Below are 13,966 nucleotides of genomic sequence, written 5' to 3'. Positions count from 1 at the left end.
TCCGGGCCCGAGCTGCAGGCCGGCGAAGATGGGGACGCCGCCCTGCTGTGCCGCTGTGAGCGGCGTGGCAGGGCGGCGTTGATGACGCGGCAAGCGTCAGATCTGGCTGGCGCCACCGTCTACGTAGAGCTCCGCGCCGGTGACGTAACTCGCGCGGTCGGACGCGAGGTACAGGACGGCGTCTGCGACCTCGTCCGCGCTGCCGAGTCGACCCATGGGCACGCCCGCGGCGAGACCCTCGAGGAGTGCGTCCGCCTCCTCCGGAGCGGAGGCGAGACCGCTGAGGCCGGGCGTGCCGATGGGGCCCGGGGAGACGACGTTCACGCGGACCTTCCGCTCGATCAGTTCCGCCGCCCAGCTGCGCGCCAAGGAGCGGACGGCGGCCTTCGTGGCTGCGTAGACGCTGAAGGCGGGGCTGCCCTTGACGTCGATGTTCGAGCCGGTCAAGACGATCGAGCTACCGACGGTGAGCAGTGGAAGCGCGCCCTGCACGGTCCGGATGACACCGCCGACGTTGCCATCAAAGGTGGACGAGTAGTGCTCCCAGCTGATGTCACCGAGGGCTGCGAACTCGCCGCCCCCAGCGTTCGCGAAGACGACGTCGAGTCCGGCGCCGTGCTCGCGGATGGCTGCGAAGAGGTTCTCGACGTCGTCCGCCTTCGTGACGTCTCCCCGGACAGTGGTGACTGCGTCACCGAGTTCCGCTGCCACGGTGTCCAGTGCTTCCTGCCGGCGGCCGGCCACGAATACGTGAGCACCCTCCTGGACCAGGCGGCGGACGACGGCGAGGCCGATGCCCGCGGTGCCGCCGGTGACGAGCGCTGTCTTGTTGGTGAAGTCTTCCATGGTGTTTCCTTCCGTCGCCCGGCCACCCGGGTTACTTACTGATTGGTACAGAACGAGAGAACACCATGGATCCTCGTCCTTGTCAAATCTGTACTGACTGGTACTGTTCGTGAGGGCTACACCCACTGTGGTGGGGACTGTCAGGTGGGCGAATCCGTCACCTGACGTACGGCAGGACGGTGCGTGCGAACCCGCGAGGGCGCCGCGCTGGCTGATTTTGGGAGGAGGCAGCCATGGCTGTAAGGGGAAGGCCGCGGTCGTTCGACTTGGATGATGCACTCGACCGTGCTGTGGAGGTCTTCTGGCGCCAGGGCTACAACGGGACGTCACTCGATGACCTCACGTCGGCGATGGGCATCAACCGCCCAAGTCTCTACGCGGCGTTCGGCAACAAGGAGTCGACCTTTCGCAAGGCGGTCGCGCGGTACGCGGAGGTCGACATGGCCTATGTCGAGGACGCTCTGGCCTGCTCAACGGCCAGGGCTGTAGCGGAGACCTACCTGACCAGCAACGCGATCGCTGTCACGACGCCAGGGAAACCAGCGGGCTGTCTGTCCATCCAGGGCGGTTTGGTTGCGGGAGAGTCCGACCAGGGGGTGGTCGACTTCCTCGCTGAGAGCCGCATGTCAGGCGAACAGCGGCTCATCGACCGGTTCAAGCGGGCTGTTGAGGAGGGCGACCTCGACGACACCGAGGTCCCGGAGGAGCTCGCGAAGTACGTGAGCACGGTGTCCGCCGGGCTGGCGGTGCAGGCTGCAGGGGGCGCCTCTCGCGCGGAACTCATGCTGGTGGTGCGACGGGCTCTTCGAGCGTTCCCCTGATCGGCGACGCGTTCTTCCGCCTGCCGAGTGTCAGAGCGGTGGTCGCGGCTGCGAGCTGGAGCACTGCAGCGCCGAAGAAGACCGCGTTGAGGTCGCCGAAGGAGATGACGAGGCCACCGACAGCCGACCCCAGCGCGATCGAGAGCTGCAGGAACGTCACCAGGACTGCTGACCCCGCTTCGGGAGCGTCGGGAACCAGCGAGATCGTCCACGACTGCAGCATGAACGGGTACGCACCCCAGAGCAGCCCCCAGGCGATGACGAGGACGATCGCGGCGACGGGCGAGGACTCGGCGAACGGGAGCAGCGCGAGGACGACGCTGAGCGCGACCGCTGCCGACCCGAACAGAACCGGGAACGACAGCCGGATGCGGCCGGCGATGAGGTTCCCGGCAAGCCCGACGATCCCGTAAGTGAGCAGCAGTGCGCTGAGCAGCGAGGTGCTGGAACCGTGGATCGCATCGAGGTACGCGCTGACGTACGTCGACGCCATCAACTGTCCGGTGATCGCCAACACGGTCACGATGAGAACGACGCGTGACCGAGGCCGGGCGAAGACGGCGGCGATCGCTCGCAGGGGAACCGCGGTCGAGGCTCCGCGGAGCGAGGGGAGGGTGATCGCTTGCAAGATGAGCACGGCGGCTGCAGCGACTGCGGCGCCGAGGAACGCACTCTGCCAACCGCTGCTCGCCGAGACAAGTTGACCGAGCGGGAGACCCAATACGGTGCCTGCGGAGATGCCAGCAAGCACGACGGAGGTCGCAACCCCGCTCTTCTCTGGGGCTGCCAGACGCACTCCGAGTGACGGGCCGACCGCCCAGAATCCGCCGAGCGACAGCCCGACGAGAACGCGTGCCACGAGGAGAACTCCGAAGTCCGGGGCGACCGTGGTGAGTAGGTTCGACGCGACGAGCAAAGCGGTCGTCGCGAGGACGAGGAGTCGACGATCCAGGTTGCGAACGAGAGCGACGATGAGCGGGGCTGACACTCCGGCGACGAGTCCCGGGACGAGTACCACTGCGCTGGCCGCGCCCAGGGACACTCCGAAGTGCTTCGCCAGTTCCGGGAGGATCCCGACGGGCAGGAACTCAGCAGCCACGATGACGAAAGCGCCGGCTCCGAGAGAAGCGATGGCTGCCCAACGGGTCCGTGGTCGGGTGGCCGGTTGGTCGTCGACCTCGGACATGGCGCCTCCTGGTGGCAGCAACTCGTGCAATGGGAACGACATCGAGTGTGCTGGAGCAGGTCGAGGCGGCGAATCCGTGACGTGACGTATGCGCGGGGGTCAGATACGTCACCTCACGGATTCGGCGAGCGGACCATTGTTCGATGCTGATTGTGTCGAGCAGACGCTCGACCTCACCCAGCAACAGGAGCACGTGATGTCTGGAAACCCCAAGAAGATCGCCCTCGAGCCTGCGGCGCAGGACTTCGTCGACGCGACTTCGATGCCCCCGTTCCTCTACCAGCTGCCGCCAGCCGAGGGTCGCAAGGCAGTGGACGCGGTGCAGGACGCGCCCATCTTCAAGCCCGACGTTGACGAGGAATGGATCGAGATCCAGGGCGGACCGACCGGTTCGGTGAAGGTCCGCATCGTCAAGCCCGCGGGGACGACCAGTAACCTGCCGGTGATCCTGTACGTGCACGGTGCCGGATGGGTCTTCGGTGACGCCCACACGCACGACCGTCTGGTGCGAGACCTCGCGATCGGCTCGGAAGCCGCCGTGGTGTTCCCCGAGTACGACCGTTCCCCGGAGGTCGGCTTCCCGGTCGCGCTCGAGCAGTCCTACGCGGCCGCTCACTGGGTCGCGACGGAAGGCGCTTCGAAGGGACTCGACGCGTCTCGGATGGCGGTTTCTGGCGACTCGGTGGGTGCCAACATGGCCATCGCCCTGACGCTCCTCGCTGCAGAGCGTGGAGACGTCGAGTTCCGCAAGCTCGTCGCGTTCTACCCGGTTACCAACGCAGCGTTCGACACCGCCTCCTACGAGGAGTTCGCGGAGGGCTACTTCCTCGCTCGAGACGGCATGAAGTGGTTCTGGGACCAGTACACGACCGATGAGGCGCAGCGGGCACTGCCGACCGTCTCCCCACTGCGAGCCTCGCTCGAACAGCTCGCCGTCGTTCCCGAGACGCTCATCATCACCGCGGAAGCCGACGTTCTGCGCGATGAGGGTGAAGCATTCGCAGCACGTCTTCGTGAAGCCGGCGTGAAGGCGACAAACGCCCGCTTCGGTGGAATCGTGCACGACTTCGTCATGGTGAACCAGCTGCACGACACAGAAGCGGCAAAGCATGCCGTGCTGCTGGCCACCGCCTCGCTGCGCGTCGCTCTCTCCTGACCGTCCGGCGGGGCTGCCACGCAGGCGGCAGCCCCGCCACAAGCATCGAGGCTCAGTTGACAACGCTCACCGTCGTCCACCGGTCAAACGAACACCGATACGTCGCGCTCCTCGACGGACGCGAAGTCGGCTTCACGCAGTACACACCCCAGGAAGGTCATCGCACGTTCATCCACACGGAAGTTGCCCGAGACGTTGAAGGCAACGGTGTCGGCGGTGCACTCGTCAGCGAAGCCCTACGGTCAGTGGTGGATGACGGGCTTCGGATCGTAGCGGTGTGCCCGTTCGTAGCGCATTTCGTGGCAACGCATCCGGAGTTCCAGCGCTACACCGACCCACGAAGCTCCACGCCGTCTGGGCCTCAAGACAGCACCACAGCAGGTGCTCATGGTTGACAGTGCGGTCCACCACTATCCCGCGGACGGAGTGATCGTGACGTGGGACGGGAGCATCTGCCGTCACTTCGCGGTCTGCGTCCGTCAACTGCCGGAGGTGTTCGACACTGCGAGACGCCCTTGGGTGCAGCCGGAGAACGCCGACCCGGCACGGGTTGTCGCCACGGTTCGTGCCTGCCCGTCAGGCGCCCTGCAAATCGAAGCCGCATCGGGAATGTTCGCCGCTTCCGGAGAGGGTGACGACTCCCACCAATGAGCAACGGGCGCCTCAGTCGCTCGTGGCTCCGCCCAACGCGTGCCGCAACTGCCCGCGGCTCGAGATACCGAGCTTCGGGAACACCTTGTACAGGTGCGTGCTCACTGTCCGGTGGGACAGGTAAACCCGGTCCGCTATCTCGCGGTTGCTCAAGCCTGCGGCGGCAAGCTGCGCGACCTGGAGTTCTTGAGGTGTCAGCTGTTGTACCGCCGTCGAAGGTGCGGTGGGTCGTGCGCTGACCTGACCCGCGGCCCGCAGCTCCTGGGTGGCGCGCTCGATGAAGGCTTGAGCTCCAACGGTCTCGAATTGATCCAACGCGGCGGTCAGTTGCGCACAAGCGTCTTTCCTCCGCTTCTGACGGCGGAGCCATTCGCCGAACAGGAGCTGCGTTCGCGCGACTTCAAGGGGAGATTCGCTGAGAGCGCCGAGCGCCAGAGCCTCGGCGAAGTACGACTCCGCCGCGTCGTCGTCGGCAAGAAGAGCGCGACTGCGAGCAACAAGCGCGCTGAGGAACGGCGAACGATACAGAGCCGCGGCAACAGCGGCCTCTTCCACGTTCTTGCGGAGGTCATCAGGACGACCCGCTCGAACTGCTGCTTCAGTGCGATCCGCGATCGCCCAAAGTGAGCGCGTGGGGTGCACGGTCATGTGCGTGTATTCGATGAGCGCGTCACGGTATCGGTGCTGCGCGAGTGCAACTGTGCCGGCCGCCCATCGCGCATCGGCGACGATCAACGCCATCTGGCTGTCCTGGGCGAGTTCCGCACTGCGCATCAGGGCGGCGGTCGCGGCCGCGAAGTCCCCGAGGAGCGAATGACCGCGGGCAGCGGTGGCGGCAGCCATGCTCTGCAGCAGCGGCTGATGCATCTCGTCGGTCATGCGTTCGGCGTACTCAGCGTCGGCAAGACCCTCACGGACCCGCCCTCGCAGCATGAGCAGGTGGGCGCGACCACGGATGGCCTGCATTTCGTCCGCAGGAGCGCCGCTTTTGTGGAATCCTTCCTGCGCCAGACCCCAGCAGGTCAGCGCTGTGTCGAGGTCTTGGAGAGACTCCGAAGCGATGGCCAACGAGACAAGTGCGAGGGGGTCGTCGGCGAGACGCGGAACAAGGTCAGGAAGGTCCCCTCGCGTCTCCGCCGCCTGACCGAGCGGTGCAAGCAACGCGAGTGCGACTGTCCGGAGTGGGTTTCGCTCGTCCTCGCGATCGAGCTTGTCGCGGAGGTCTTGCCATGAACTCACTGTCACGTGCTGGCTGCGCATCAGGACCGCCAGCACCCACAGGATCTTGATTCGGCGCGGCCCGTGTTCTTCTCCAGGCAACGAAGCGAGGACTGCAGCGATCTCGACCGCTCGGGGCACTGGCGCCCCTGCGGTCAGAGCGAGGATGACGCGGGAGAGGACGGCCTGCGTTCGTGTGTCCGAATCAGCCTCGGCCCAGTCGGCTCGGTTGAGCAGCTCAACGGCTTCACTGGTGAGGCCCGCGGATCGGGCTGATTCTGCGGCGAGCACCAGGCGTCGAGACCGTTGTGAAGCGCCGCGAGACACCATGGCGGCGCGCTCGAGCGCGAACGCAGCCTCCGGGAGGGCGCCACGTTCCGACGCGCGTCGGCCGACGGCTTCGAGTTCACCGGCGACGGTTTCGTCGCGCTCGATCGTTGCTGCTGCTCGGTGCCATACGGCGCTGTCGTGCCCGCTCATCGCTGATGCCAGGGCGAGGTGGGCGTCGACCCATTCGGTTGTCGAAGCAGCGTTCTCGGCGGCCGACCGGATCAACGGATGGCGGAAGCGAAGGTCGCTCCCATCGACAGATACGAGGTCGTTCTCCTCGAGCGGTCGGAGGTCCTCGAGCGTGAGGTCGAGTGTTCGCGCTGCGGACATGACGTCGTGGAAGTCTGCGCCATTTGCTGCTGCAATGAGTATGAGCAGGGATCGACTTCCGGAGGGGAGAGGGCCGAGGCGGTCCAGGAACGTTCGTTCGAGCCGCTTCGTGATCGGCAGGCGGGTTTGCAGTATGGAACCTGCCGGGCCGCGCTGACGAACGGCAGCGATGAACTCGCGAAGCGCTAACGGGTTGCCGGCGGACTCCTGAAGGATGCGGCGGCGAGCAAGGTCGCTCAGGTCGCAACCGAGCACCGAGACCAGTTCGCGTGCGTCATCATCTGACAAGCCGGCCAGATGGAGACGATCGAGTCCGAGAGCGGGCAGTGTGTCTGCGTCGACGCCGGGTCGCACCGTGCAGAGCACCGTGATGGGAACGCCCGAGACGTGGAGGGCGATGAAACTGATGACTGCGACGGTGGACCGGTCAAGCCACTGCAGATCCTCGATCGCCAGCACGAGTGGGTGTCTCGCGGCAGCTTCTTCGAGGAGCCCGAGCGCAGCCAAAGAGACGAGTAACCGATCCGGCGACGGCCCGTCGACCATCCCGAACGCCGTGAGCAGCGCCACCCGCTGACGGTTCGGCAGAGCGTCCACGTGAGGTAAGAGCGGATGCAGCAACTCGTGGAGCCCACCGTAACCGGAGCGTGTCGGTCCTTGCAGTCCGGTGGACGTCAGCCTCCGGGCCCCTCCTGCTTCCGCGGCCCTGACTGCGTCGGCGAGAAGCGCACTCTTGCCGATCCCCGCTTCGCCTTCGATGATGAGCGCACCACCGGAGCCTCTTCGTCCCACCAGCTCCAGAAGGAGCGCACGCTCCCGTGCCCTGCCGAACAACAGGGGTTCAGGAGTCTCGACGGGGAATGGAAGCACGGAGGAACCATAACTCGCGAACTCGACACTGTCGACAGAGTTGGTCGGGAGTAGACTGATGTCGTGAGCGAAACCAACGTGCAGCGGACCCAGTCGCTCACGGAGCAGGTGCACGCAGAGTTGAAGCGGCGCATCCTTGACGGGCGTCTGGCTCCTGGGAGCGAAGTACGCGACTCCGTCATCGCCAAGAGCATGGGCATCAGTCGGGTTCCGGTGCGCGATGCGTGCAATCTCCTCGTGCAGTCGGGATTGCTGTCGAAGCAAGAGCACCATCCCTACCGCGTGCGTGAGTTCTCAGAAGCTGACCTCGGCGAGCTTCAGCTCATCAGGTGGGGGTACGAGTCCGTGGCGGTGCGGCATCTGGTCAGAGCCCACGTCAATCCGCAGGGCGTCAGAGAACCCCTGGATCGCATGCGGGTCGCTGGCGAGGACGGTGACGGCGACGAGAGCGGGCAGGCGGACATCGACTTCCATCGCGCGCTGGTTCGGTCGACAGGGCTGCTTGAACTCACCCGCCGCCACGATTCCCTGATGACGCAACTGTCGCTGTCGATGCGGACGCTGCCGGCCTTCGTCGTTCCGACCCAGGAGTACCGGCACCGCGAGATCCTCGACGTGCTGCAGGAATCGCAAGCTGCATCGGACCCAGCGCCGATCCTCCGCCTCATGAGCACGCATCTGCTGACGGCCAGGAGTGACGTCGCCGAGAACGATCAGTTGCGCTCGAAGTCGTGACGGCCGTACGTCGACTGACGGATTCGGCAGCGGGCGTCCTTCTCGAAGCTTGAAGTAACGATCAAGCGCAGGAGGCAGCGATGACAGAACCGACCCCGCAAACGATGCGAGCGACAGTGGTGTCCGAGTACGGAGACCCAGAGGTGCTAGTGGTACGAGACGTCCCGCTCCCAGTACCAGGACCAGGCCAGGTCCGCATCAGCGTTCGAGCCGCCGGGATCAGCCCCACTGACCTTCACATCAGAGCCGGCGACCTCAGCGCGTTCTTCGCACTCCCTGAGCCAGCGATCCTCGGATTCGAAGCCGCCGGCGTGGTGGATGCCCTTGGGGACGGTGTCACCGGAGTGAGCGTCGGTGATGAGGTGGCCGCTCGACTTCCGCGGCTCGGCGGCTACGCGGACTTCGTGCTAGCCGATGCTTGGACACCGAAGCCGGAATCCGTCAGTTGGGAAGAGGCAGGGTCCCTGCCCACGGCTGCGGAAGCTGCGGTCGCGGCACTCCGCCAGCTCGGCGTGGCGAAGGGGGATCAGCTCCTGGTGCTCGGTGCGACCGGATCCGTCGGCTTGATGGCCGTGCAGCTGGCGCGGTCCATGGGGGCTACCGTCATCGGGTCAGCTCCTGAACGAGACCGTGCAGTGGTCGAGGACCTCGGGGCGTTGTTCCTTCCGGCCGGGACTCCGGTCGGTGACGCCCTGAAAGCGCTCGGAGTTGAGGTGGACTGGGTGCTCGACGCCATCTCTGCTGGTGGGTTGGAAGAGGTCGTCGACGCTGTCGGGGCGCCGGGAAAGATCGTCACGCTAACAGGTGCCGGAGCGCGCGGCGGTGTGCAGATGCTCGCTGACGGCGTCAACCGCGCCGCCGATGCACTCGACATGGCAATGCCGTTGCTGGCGTCTGGGCAGCTGAGGATGCGCCCCCGGGAAACGTTCCCGATGGCGCAGGCTGCAGCTGCGCACACGGCTCTCGAAGAACACCGGTCACACCGGAAGCTCGTGCTCGTCAACGACTGAACACTGTGAGGAGTGCGGCATCGGGGCGTGCCTCCCGATCCCGCACTCCTCAGGCCTGACCGACTACTACTTGTCGGCGAAGTGTGGTGCGACCTGGGTGCCGAGGAGTTCGATGCCCCGCATGACATCAGCATGCGGAACACCGGACCAGTCCATCTGGAGCCCGTACCGATCCGGGCGCGTCAGCTCAACCACCGGGCCAAGGCGGTCCACGATCTCCGAAGGACTTCCGGCGAGGATCGACCTCGCACCGCGCGTGAACTCGTCGTACTCCCCACGACCCGGTATCCGCCACCCCCGGGACTTCGCGCCGGCTTCCATGGTCGATCGCCAGTAGGGGAAGTACGTGTCTTTTGCCTGTTGCGAGGTGTCGGAGATGAGGCCGATGCCCGACATCGTCACTTCGAGGTCCCCGTGGCCCGCTTCCGCTCCGACTTCCCGGTACAGGTTCACCAGGGGCGCAAACCGCTCGGGTTCACCACCGATGATCGCGTACACGATCGGGAGACCGAGACTCCCCGCTCGAACCGACGATTCCGCGTTGCCGCCGGTGCCGAGAGACACCTTGAGATGATCACCGAACGGTCGCGGCCAGATGAACGCGTCCTCGAGCGGCGCGCGATGCTGACCCGTCCAGCTGACGGGGTTCTGTCGGTCGATCTGCAGGAGCAGGCCCAGTTTCTCCGCATAGAGAGCGTCGTAGTCGCCGAGGCTTGCCCCGAACAGTGGGAACGACTCCGTGAAGGAACCCCGCCCCGCGATGATCTCCGCTCGGCCCGAGGTGAGCTGATCAATGGTCGCGAACTCTTGGTACAGCCGAACAGGATCTTCGGTGCTGAGCACAGTGACCGCACTGCTCAGTGTGATCCGGTCAGTCACCGCAGCCGCGGCAGCCAGGACCGAACCTGGATGAGACACCGCGTACTCCGGAAGGTGGTGTTCGCCGATCCCGTAAAAACCCAAGCCGACGTCCTCGGCGAGTTGGATGCGCTCCAGCTGCTCCCGAAGCTGATCCCTCACGTGCTGCCGTTGACCCGACCCATCCTGCCTCAGGTCACCGAAACTCAAAATGCCGAACTGCATGTCGTCCTTCTTTCGATTGTGCATGCGAACGCATCGACTGCGTGGGTTGTTCCCGCTGCAGGGGCGCCGCCAGCCGGAGAAGGCGGGACGTTCGTTTCCTCGTCCCTCGTAGAGGTTGTGTCACTTGACGTGCGGGTGGACATGTACTGAATGAGACGTCACGGAAGGGGCGCCAATGAGAACACCATCACCACCACGCGCAGCGATCGAACGACGCTTCCGCGACCTGCACGCTGAGACGTACGCCGACCTCGTCCGCTTCGTTGAACGCCGATCCTTCGGCAACGACGCAGAAGATGTCGTCTCCGCGGTCTTCATGACGGCATGGCGTCGCATCGACGACATGCCGGAAGACGCCCGGCCCTGGCTGTTCGGGATCGCTCGGAAGCAGATGCAGAATGCTGCTCGCGGCGCAGCCCGGCAACGTGACCTCGATGTGGCCATCGCGGCTCACGCCGACTCAACAGTCGCCGACACCGCGCAAGCGTCATCGGCCCGGATCGACTTCGTCCGCGCCTGGCACCGGCTCGAACCCCGAGACCGGGAAACGCTCGCCCTCGTCGCATTCGACGGGTTGAACGCGGATCAGGCCGCAACAGTCCTCGGCTGCCGCCGCTCTACCTTCACCATGCGCCTCACCCGCGCTCGTCGCCGTTTGCGCGACGCCCTTGACGAGACGTCAGACCACGGCGCCGTCCCACACACACAACCCGACTTGGAGGCCATCACATGGAACGCATGACCGACCTGGACACCCTCACCACCCTCGACCCGGCGAAGAACCGAACCCTGAGCGACGCCGAGATGATCCGCGCCGAAGCCGACCTCGAACGCATCATCGCCACGCCGCCAGCTGCCGAAAGCAAGAAGCGCCGCCGCCGCCGGGCAGGCGTCGGCGCAGGCGCGCTGGGCGGCAGCATCGCCGCAGTCGCTGTCCTCGCTGTCTCGGTCGTCACCGGCGGGAGCGCCGCGTACGCCGACTGGACTGCCACTCCCAGCCCCGCGACGACGAAGCAGTCCGTCGCATTCGCCAACGACTGCGCCGAGAGCTGGGCTTCCCCGACAACCGTCGGCAACGACGACATCATCCTCGGCGAATGGCGCGGAGACGCGCAGATCGCCCTGGTGAAGAACGGTCAGAGCGTCCTCATGTGCAGTGGCGTCGACCCCAACGTGCCGGTGGGCTGGGAACGGCTCTACGACCCCGCAGTCTCAACGGAAGCCACCCCGACCTCGAATGGTCTCCGGATCTACGGCATCGAGACCAGCGGCGACGGTGCCGACGGGTACTCCTACGATGTCGGACGGGTGGGCTCGGACGTCACCGGAGTCGACGTCCGAACCTCCAAGGGCGTCGTGCAGGCCTCGGTCCAGGACGGATGGTTCGTCGCATGGTGGCCCGGCACCAACCAGGCAGACGCCAAGGTACTCGACGTTCACCTGCGCGGCGGCAAGACGGTGAGCGCGCCGTGGACAACGTGGAGCGAGTGAACATGGTCGTCGGCATCACACGCCGCCCCAGCGGATGTGACGACCCCAGCGGGATCGTCCTCCTCGACACGCAGCCCATCGACATGACAGTGCTGCTGAACATCCCCACCGCGGTGATGAACACGCGGGCTGCATAAGCACGACAGGCGGGTGATCTCACTGGGATCCCCGCCTGTCGCATCGCCACCACCACGCTGAGCGGTGTTCTCACTACTCTCAAGGCGTGGACGAAGACGCACTCGACTTCCCAATGCTCCAGAGCTCGACTCTGGGGCAGCGTGTGTTCGACGAACTCCGCGCTCGAATCCTCGACGGTCGGCTCCCCGCGGGAGCTGACGTGGCGGATTCCGTCATAGCTCGCGAACTGCACGTCAGCCGCGCGCCGGTCCGCGACGCGTGCAACCAACTCGTCGCAGATGGGCTCATGACCAAGCAGCAGAACTACCCGTTCCGAGTCCGAGAGTGGACCGAGGACAACCTCGTCGAACTCAACCTCATTCGCTGGAGCTACGAGACCGCTGCGGCCCGGTTCTTGACGGAGACAGAACGGCCGGTTCTCCCTGAAGTGGCGGAAGCCCTCGGCCGGATGGACGCCGCTGCAGCCGCGGGCGACCCCGCAGCGTCCATGCAAGCTGACATGCAGTTCCACTTCGCATTCGTGGAATCAACGGAGCTACCGGAACTCATCGCGCTGCACCGACGGGTGGGTGAGCGGGCGTTACTGGTGCCGATCCCCGCTGACCTGCCGATGAACGTCCTCTCCCTCCAGCGTCAACGGCACGAGCAGATACTTCAGGCACTCGCTGAATCGCGGAAGGCCGGCGACGTCGTCGCAGTGTCCACAGCGCTCAAACACCACATGCTCACCTACCGCACGCTCGCCGAACTCGCTGCCCAGGCAGGGAGCTGAAACGACCGCGGCTCCTCCAGATACGTCATCGTTCGGATGCGGCGGCGTGTCCAGTGCGGCAAGCTCCCCCCGAGGCGAGGAGAGCCAGCATCATGCTCGGGGGCCACCGGACACCACGATTCGGGTTCCGCACCGACCTACACCGGCCGGACGACGGAGAAAACGCCGACCGCGTCGGCTACATGGAGCTCTTCTTCGACCTGGTGTTCGTCTATGCGATCACTGCCCTGACACAGCTGCTGGTGCACGAGCAGACCTGGCACCGCCTGCTGGCCACCGTCCTTCTCGGTACCGCAATCTGGTGGACGTGGATCTCGACAGGGTGGGTCACGAACTGGCTCGATCCGAACCGTGGCCCCGTTCGGGGTCTGCTCATCAGCCTGATGGCCGCGAGTCTCGTGCTCAGCGGCACGATCGGTGACGTACTGCACGGAGGCGGAGCTGCGTTCGCGATCACGCTCGTCGTGATGAACCTCGGGAGGCCTCTGTTCGCGCTTCTCGCGCTCTGGCAGAACCGACGTGACGACGCCGCGAACTTCGTCAACCTCACCCTCTGGGTCGTCGCGTCGGCACCCTTGTGGGTCATCGGAGCGTTCACCGCGGAGCCACTGCTCTGGTGGACTCTCGCGGTGGTCGTGGACCTCCTCGGTCCGGTGATGCTCTACGCCGTTCCCGGCCTCGGTCACACCCAGTACCACGCATGGAAGATCCGGGGCGCGCACCTTGCAGAACGCGTCTCACTGTTCGTCCTCATCGCGCTCGGTGAGTCCATCGCGCTGATCGGCGAGCACATCGCCGAGGCACTGCCCGGCCCGCTCGCGCTGGTCAGCCTCACTGCAGCGTTCGCGCACACGGTGCTGCTGTGGTTCCTGTACTTCGACCGCAGCGAGTCACTCGGAAGCCGTCGAATCCGTGGCGCGGACCAGACCGGGGCGATAGCGAGGAACACGTACAGCTACACCGCCGCGCTGCTGGTCTTCGGCATCGTGCTGAGTGCTGCCGCGACCGACATCGCGTTCGAACAGGCGGGGGAAGCATCGACGCCTCCGTGGACTGCGGTTCTGCTCATCGGCGCGAACGTCGTCTGCCTGAGCGCGAACCTCCTCTTCCGGCTCTCGCTCAGCAATGCGCCGTTCCGCTCCCACGTCCCGGCATTGTTGGTGTCTCTTGCGCTCATTCCCCTGCACGGCGTTGTGCCGCCGTTGGCCATGGAGTGGGCGTTGGTCCTGGTCCTCGGAGTTGTCGTCGTGACCGACGCCGTCAGCGCACGGAGGCGCGACACCGACGAGGGGAACCTCGGACGCCCTGTCGAGCTGTGAGGGAGCGCGA

Annotated in this window: 14 protein-coding genes; 10 read left to right on the top strand and 4 right to left on the bottom strand. The window is 65.8% G+C overall.

The window, feature by feature from the left end; genetic code table 11:
- Positions 1–96 precede the first annotated feature (96 nt).
- Positions 97–846, bottom strand: coding sequence for an SDR family NAD(P)-dependent oxidoreductase (locus DEJ33_RS12825; RefSeq protein WP_111195176.1), 750 nt, complete (start codon positions 844–846; stop codon positions 97–99).
- 233 nt (positions 847–1,079) lie between these two features.
- Between DEJ33_RS12825 and DEJ33_RS12820 the strand changes: the two genes are divergently transcribed.
- On the top strand, positions 1,080–1,667 hold the full coding sequence (locus DEJ33_RS12820) for a TetR/AcrR family transcriptional regulator (protein ID WP_111195175.1): 588 nt from the start codon (positions 1,080–1,082) through the stop codon (positions 1,665–1,667).
- On the opposite strand, the gene DEJ33_RS12815 is transcribed toward DEJ33_RS12820, so the two are convergent.
- The gene (locus DEJ33_RS12815; RefSeq protein ID WP_181432957.1) at positions 1,627–2,853 is read right to left on the bottom strand and encodes an MFS transporter; all 1,227 of its coding nucleotides are present in this window, start codon (positions 2,851–2,853) and stop codon (positions 1,627–1,629) included. The genes DEJ33_RS12820 and DEJ33_RS12815 overlap by 41 nt on opposite strands.
- A gap of 196 nt (positions 2,854–3,049) precedes the next feature.
- Between DEJ33_RS12815 and DEJ33_RS12810 the strand changes: the two genes are divergently transcribed.
- From DEJ33_RS12810 to DEJ33_RS17770, 3 genes are read left to right on the top strand one after another with little or no spacing between them, the layout of a single operon-like run.
- Positions 3,050–4,009 carry an alpha/beta hydrolase gene (locus DEJ33_RS12810; RefSeq protein ID WP_111078945.1) on the top strand — a complete coding sequence of 320 codons (960 nt, stop codon included), beginning with the start codon at positions 3,050–3,052 and terminating at the stop codon, positions 4,007–4,009.
- Between the two features lie 56 nt (positions 4,010–4,065).
- On the top strand, positions 4,066–4,404 hold the full coding sequence (locus DEJ33_RS17775) for a GNAT family N-acetyltransferase (protein WP_181432956.1): 339 nt from the start codon (positions 4,066–4,068) through the stop codon (positions 4,402–4,404).
- Positions 4,397–4,660: a (4Fe-4S)-binding protein gene (locus DEJ33_RS17770; RefSeq protein WP_111195172.1), complete on the top strand. Its 264-nt coding sequence runs from the start codon at positions 4,397–4,399 to the stop codon at positions 4,658–4,660. The genes DEJ33_RS17775 and DEJ33_RS17770 overlap by 8 nt, the downstream gene beginning before the upstream one ends.
- A 12-nt stretch (positions 4,661–4,672) precedes the next feature.
- Here the strand turns inward: DEJ33_RS17770 and DEJ33_RS12795 are convergent, their stop codons facing one another.
- On the bottom strand, positions 4,673–7,408 hold the full coding sequence (locus DEJ33_RS12795) for an AAA family ATPase (RefSeq protein WP_220034483.1): 2,736 nt from the start codon (positions 7,406–7,408) through the stop codon (positions 4,673–4,675).
- A gap of 63 nt (positions 7,409–7,471) precedes the next feature.
- Between DEJ33_RS12795 and DEJ33_RS12790 the strand changes: the two genes are divergently transcribed.
- Positions 7,472–8,143: a GntR family transcriptional regulator gene (locus DEJ33_RS12790; RefSeq protein ID WP_111044983.1), complete on the top strand. Its 672-nt coding sequence runs from the start codon at positions 7,472–7,474 to the stop codon at positions 8,141–8,143.
- 80 nt (positions 8,144–8,223) lie between these two features.
- Complete coding sequence (locus DEJ33_RS12785; RefSeq protein ID WP_220034047.1) at positions 8,224–9,153, top strand: NADP-dependent oxidoreductase; 930 nt, start codon at positions 8,224–8,226, stop codon at positions 9,151–9,153.
- A gap of 66 nt (positions 9,154–9,219) precedes the next feature.
- Here DEJ33_RS12785 and DEJ33_RS12780 read toward each other — a convergent pair whose 3' ends face one another.
- Positions 9,220–10,236 (bottom strand): LLM class flavin-dependent oxidoreductase, encoded by a 1,017-nt coding sequence (locus DEJ33_RS12780; RefSeq protein ID WP_111195170.1) that lies wholly within the window; start codon positions 10,234–10,236, stop codon positions 9,220–9,222.
- A gap of 175 nt (positions 10,237–10,411) precedes the next feature.
- Between DEJ33_RS12780 and DEJ33_RS12775 the strand changes: the two genes are divergently transcribed.
- From DEJ33_RS12775 to DEJ33_RS12760, 4 genes are all read left to right on the top strand, one after another.
- Positions 10,412–10,978, top strand: a complete 567-nt coding sequence (locus DEJ33_RS12775) for an RNA polymerase sigma factor (protein ID WP_111044980.1) — start codon at positions 10,412–10,414, stop codon at positions 10,976–10,978.
- The gene (locus tag DEJ33_RS12770) at positions 10,975–11,727 is read left to right on the top strand and encodes a hypothetical protein (RefSeq protein WP_111078913.1); all 753 of its coding nucleotides are present in this window, start codon (positions 10,975–10,977) and stop codon (positions 11,725–11,727) included. Before DEJ33_RS12775 ends, DEJ33_RS12770 begins: the two co-directional genes overlap by 4 nt.
- Positions 11,728–11,977: 250 nt before the next feature.
- On the top strand, positions 11,978–12,637 hold the full coding sequence (locus DEJ33_RS12765) for a GntR family transcriptional regulator (protein WP_258378167.1): 660 nt from the start codon (positions 11,978–11,980) through the stop codon (positions 12,635–12,637).
- Positions 12,638–12,819: 182 nt separating this feature from the next.
- Entirely contained in the window at positions 12,820–13,956 is a 1,137-nt protein-coding gene (locus DEJ33_RS12760) for a low temperature requirement protein A (RefSeq protein ID WP_181436600.1), read from the top strand.
- The last annotated feature ends 10 nt before the right edge of the window (positions 13,957–13,966 follow it).

The organism is Curtobacterium sp. MCPF17_047 (assembly GCF_003234045.1).
Taxonomy (GTDB): domain Bacteria; phylum Actinomycetota; class Actinomycetes; order Actinomycetales; family Microbacteriaceae; genus Curtobacterium.
The sequence above is the reverse complement of the archived record's forward strand: the minus strand, read 5'-3'. Positions and strand labels throughout refer to the sequence as shown.

Bases quoted from the DNA above. Each gene is read 5' to 3' on its own strand.
- DEJ33_RS12825 (WP_111195176.1), bottom strand. From the start codon at position 846: ATGGAAGACTTCACCAACAAGACAGCGCTCGTCACCGGCGGCACCGCG.
- DEJ33_RS12820 (WP_111195175.1), top strand. From the start codon at position 1,080: ATGGCTGTAAGGGGAAGGCCGCGGTCGTTCGACTTGGATGATGCACTC.
- DEJ33_RS12815 (WP_181432957.1), bottom strand. From the start codon at position 2,853: ATGTCCGAGGTCGACGACCAACCGGCCACCCGACCACGGACCCGTTGG.
- DEJ33_RS12810 (WP_111078945.1), top strand. From the start codon at position 3,050: ATGTCTGGAAACCCCAAGAAGATCGCCCTCGAGCCTGCGGCGCAGGAC.
- DEJ33_RS17770 (WP_111195172.1), top strand. From the start codon at position 4,397: ATGGTTGACAGTGCGGTCCACCACTATCCCGCGGACGGAGTGATCGTG.
- DEJ33_RS12785 (WP_220034047.1), top strand. From the start codon at position 8,224: ATGACAGAACCGACCCCGCAAACGATGCGAGCGACAGTGGTGTCCGAG.
- DEJ33_RS12780 (WP_111195170.1), bottom strand. From the start codon at position 10,236: ATGCAGTTCGGCATTTTGAGTTTCGGTGACCTGAGGCAGGATGGGTCG.
- DEJ33_RS12775 (WP_111044980.1), top strand. From the start codon at position 10,412: ATGAGAACACCATCACCACCACGCGCAGCGATCGAACGACGCTTCCGC.
- DEJ33_RS12770 (WP_111078913.1), top strand. From the start codon at position 10,975: ATGACCGACCTGGACACCCTCACCACCCTCGACCCGGCGAAGAACCGA.
- DEJ33_RS12765 (WP_258378167.1), top strand. From the start codon at position 11,978: ATGCTCCAGAGCTCGACTCTGGGGCAGCGTGTGTTCGACGAACTCCGC.
- DEJ33_RS12760 (WP_181436600.1), top strand. From the start codon at position 12,820: ATGGAGCTCTTCTTCGACCTGGTGTTCGTCTATGCGATCACTGCCCTG.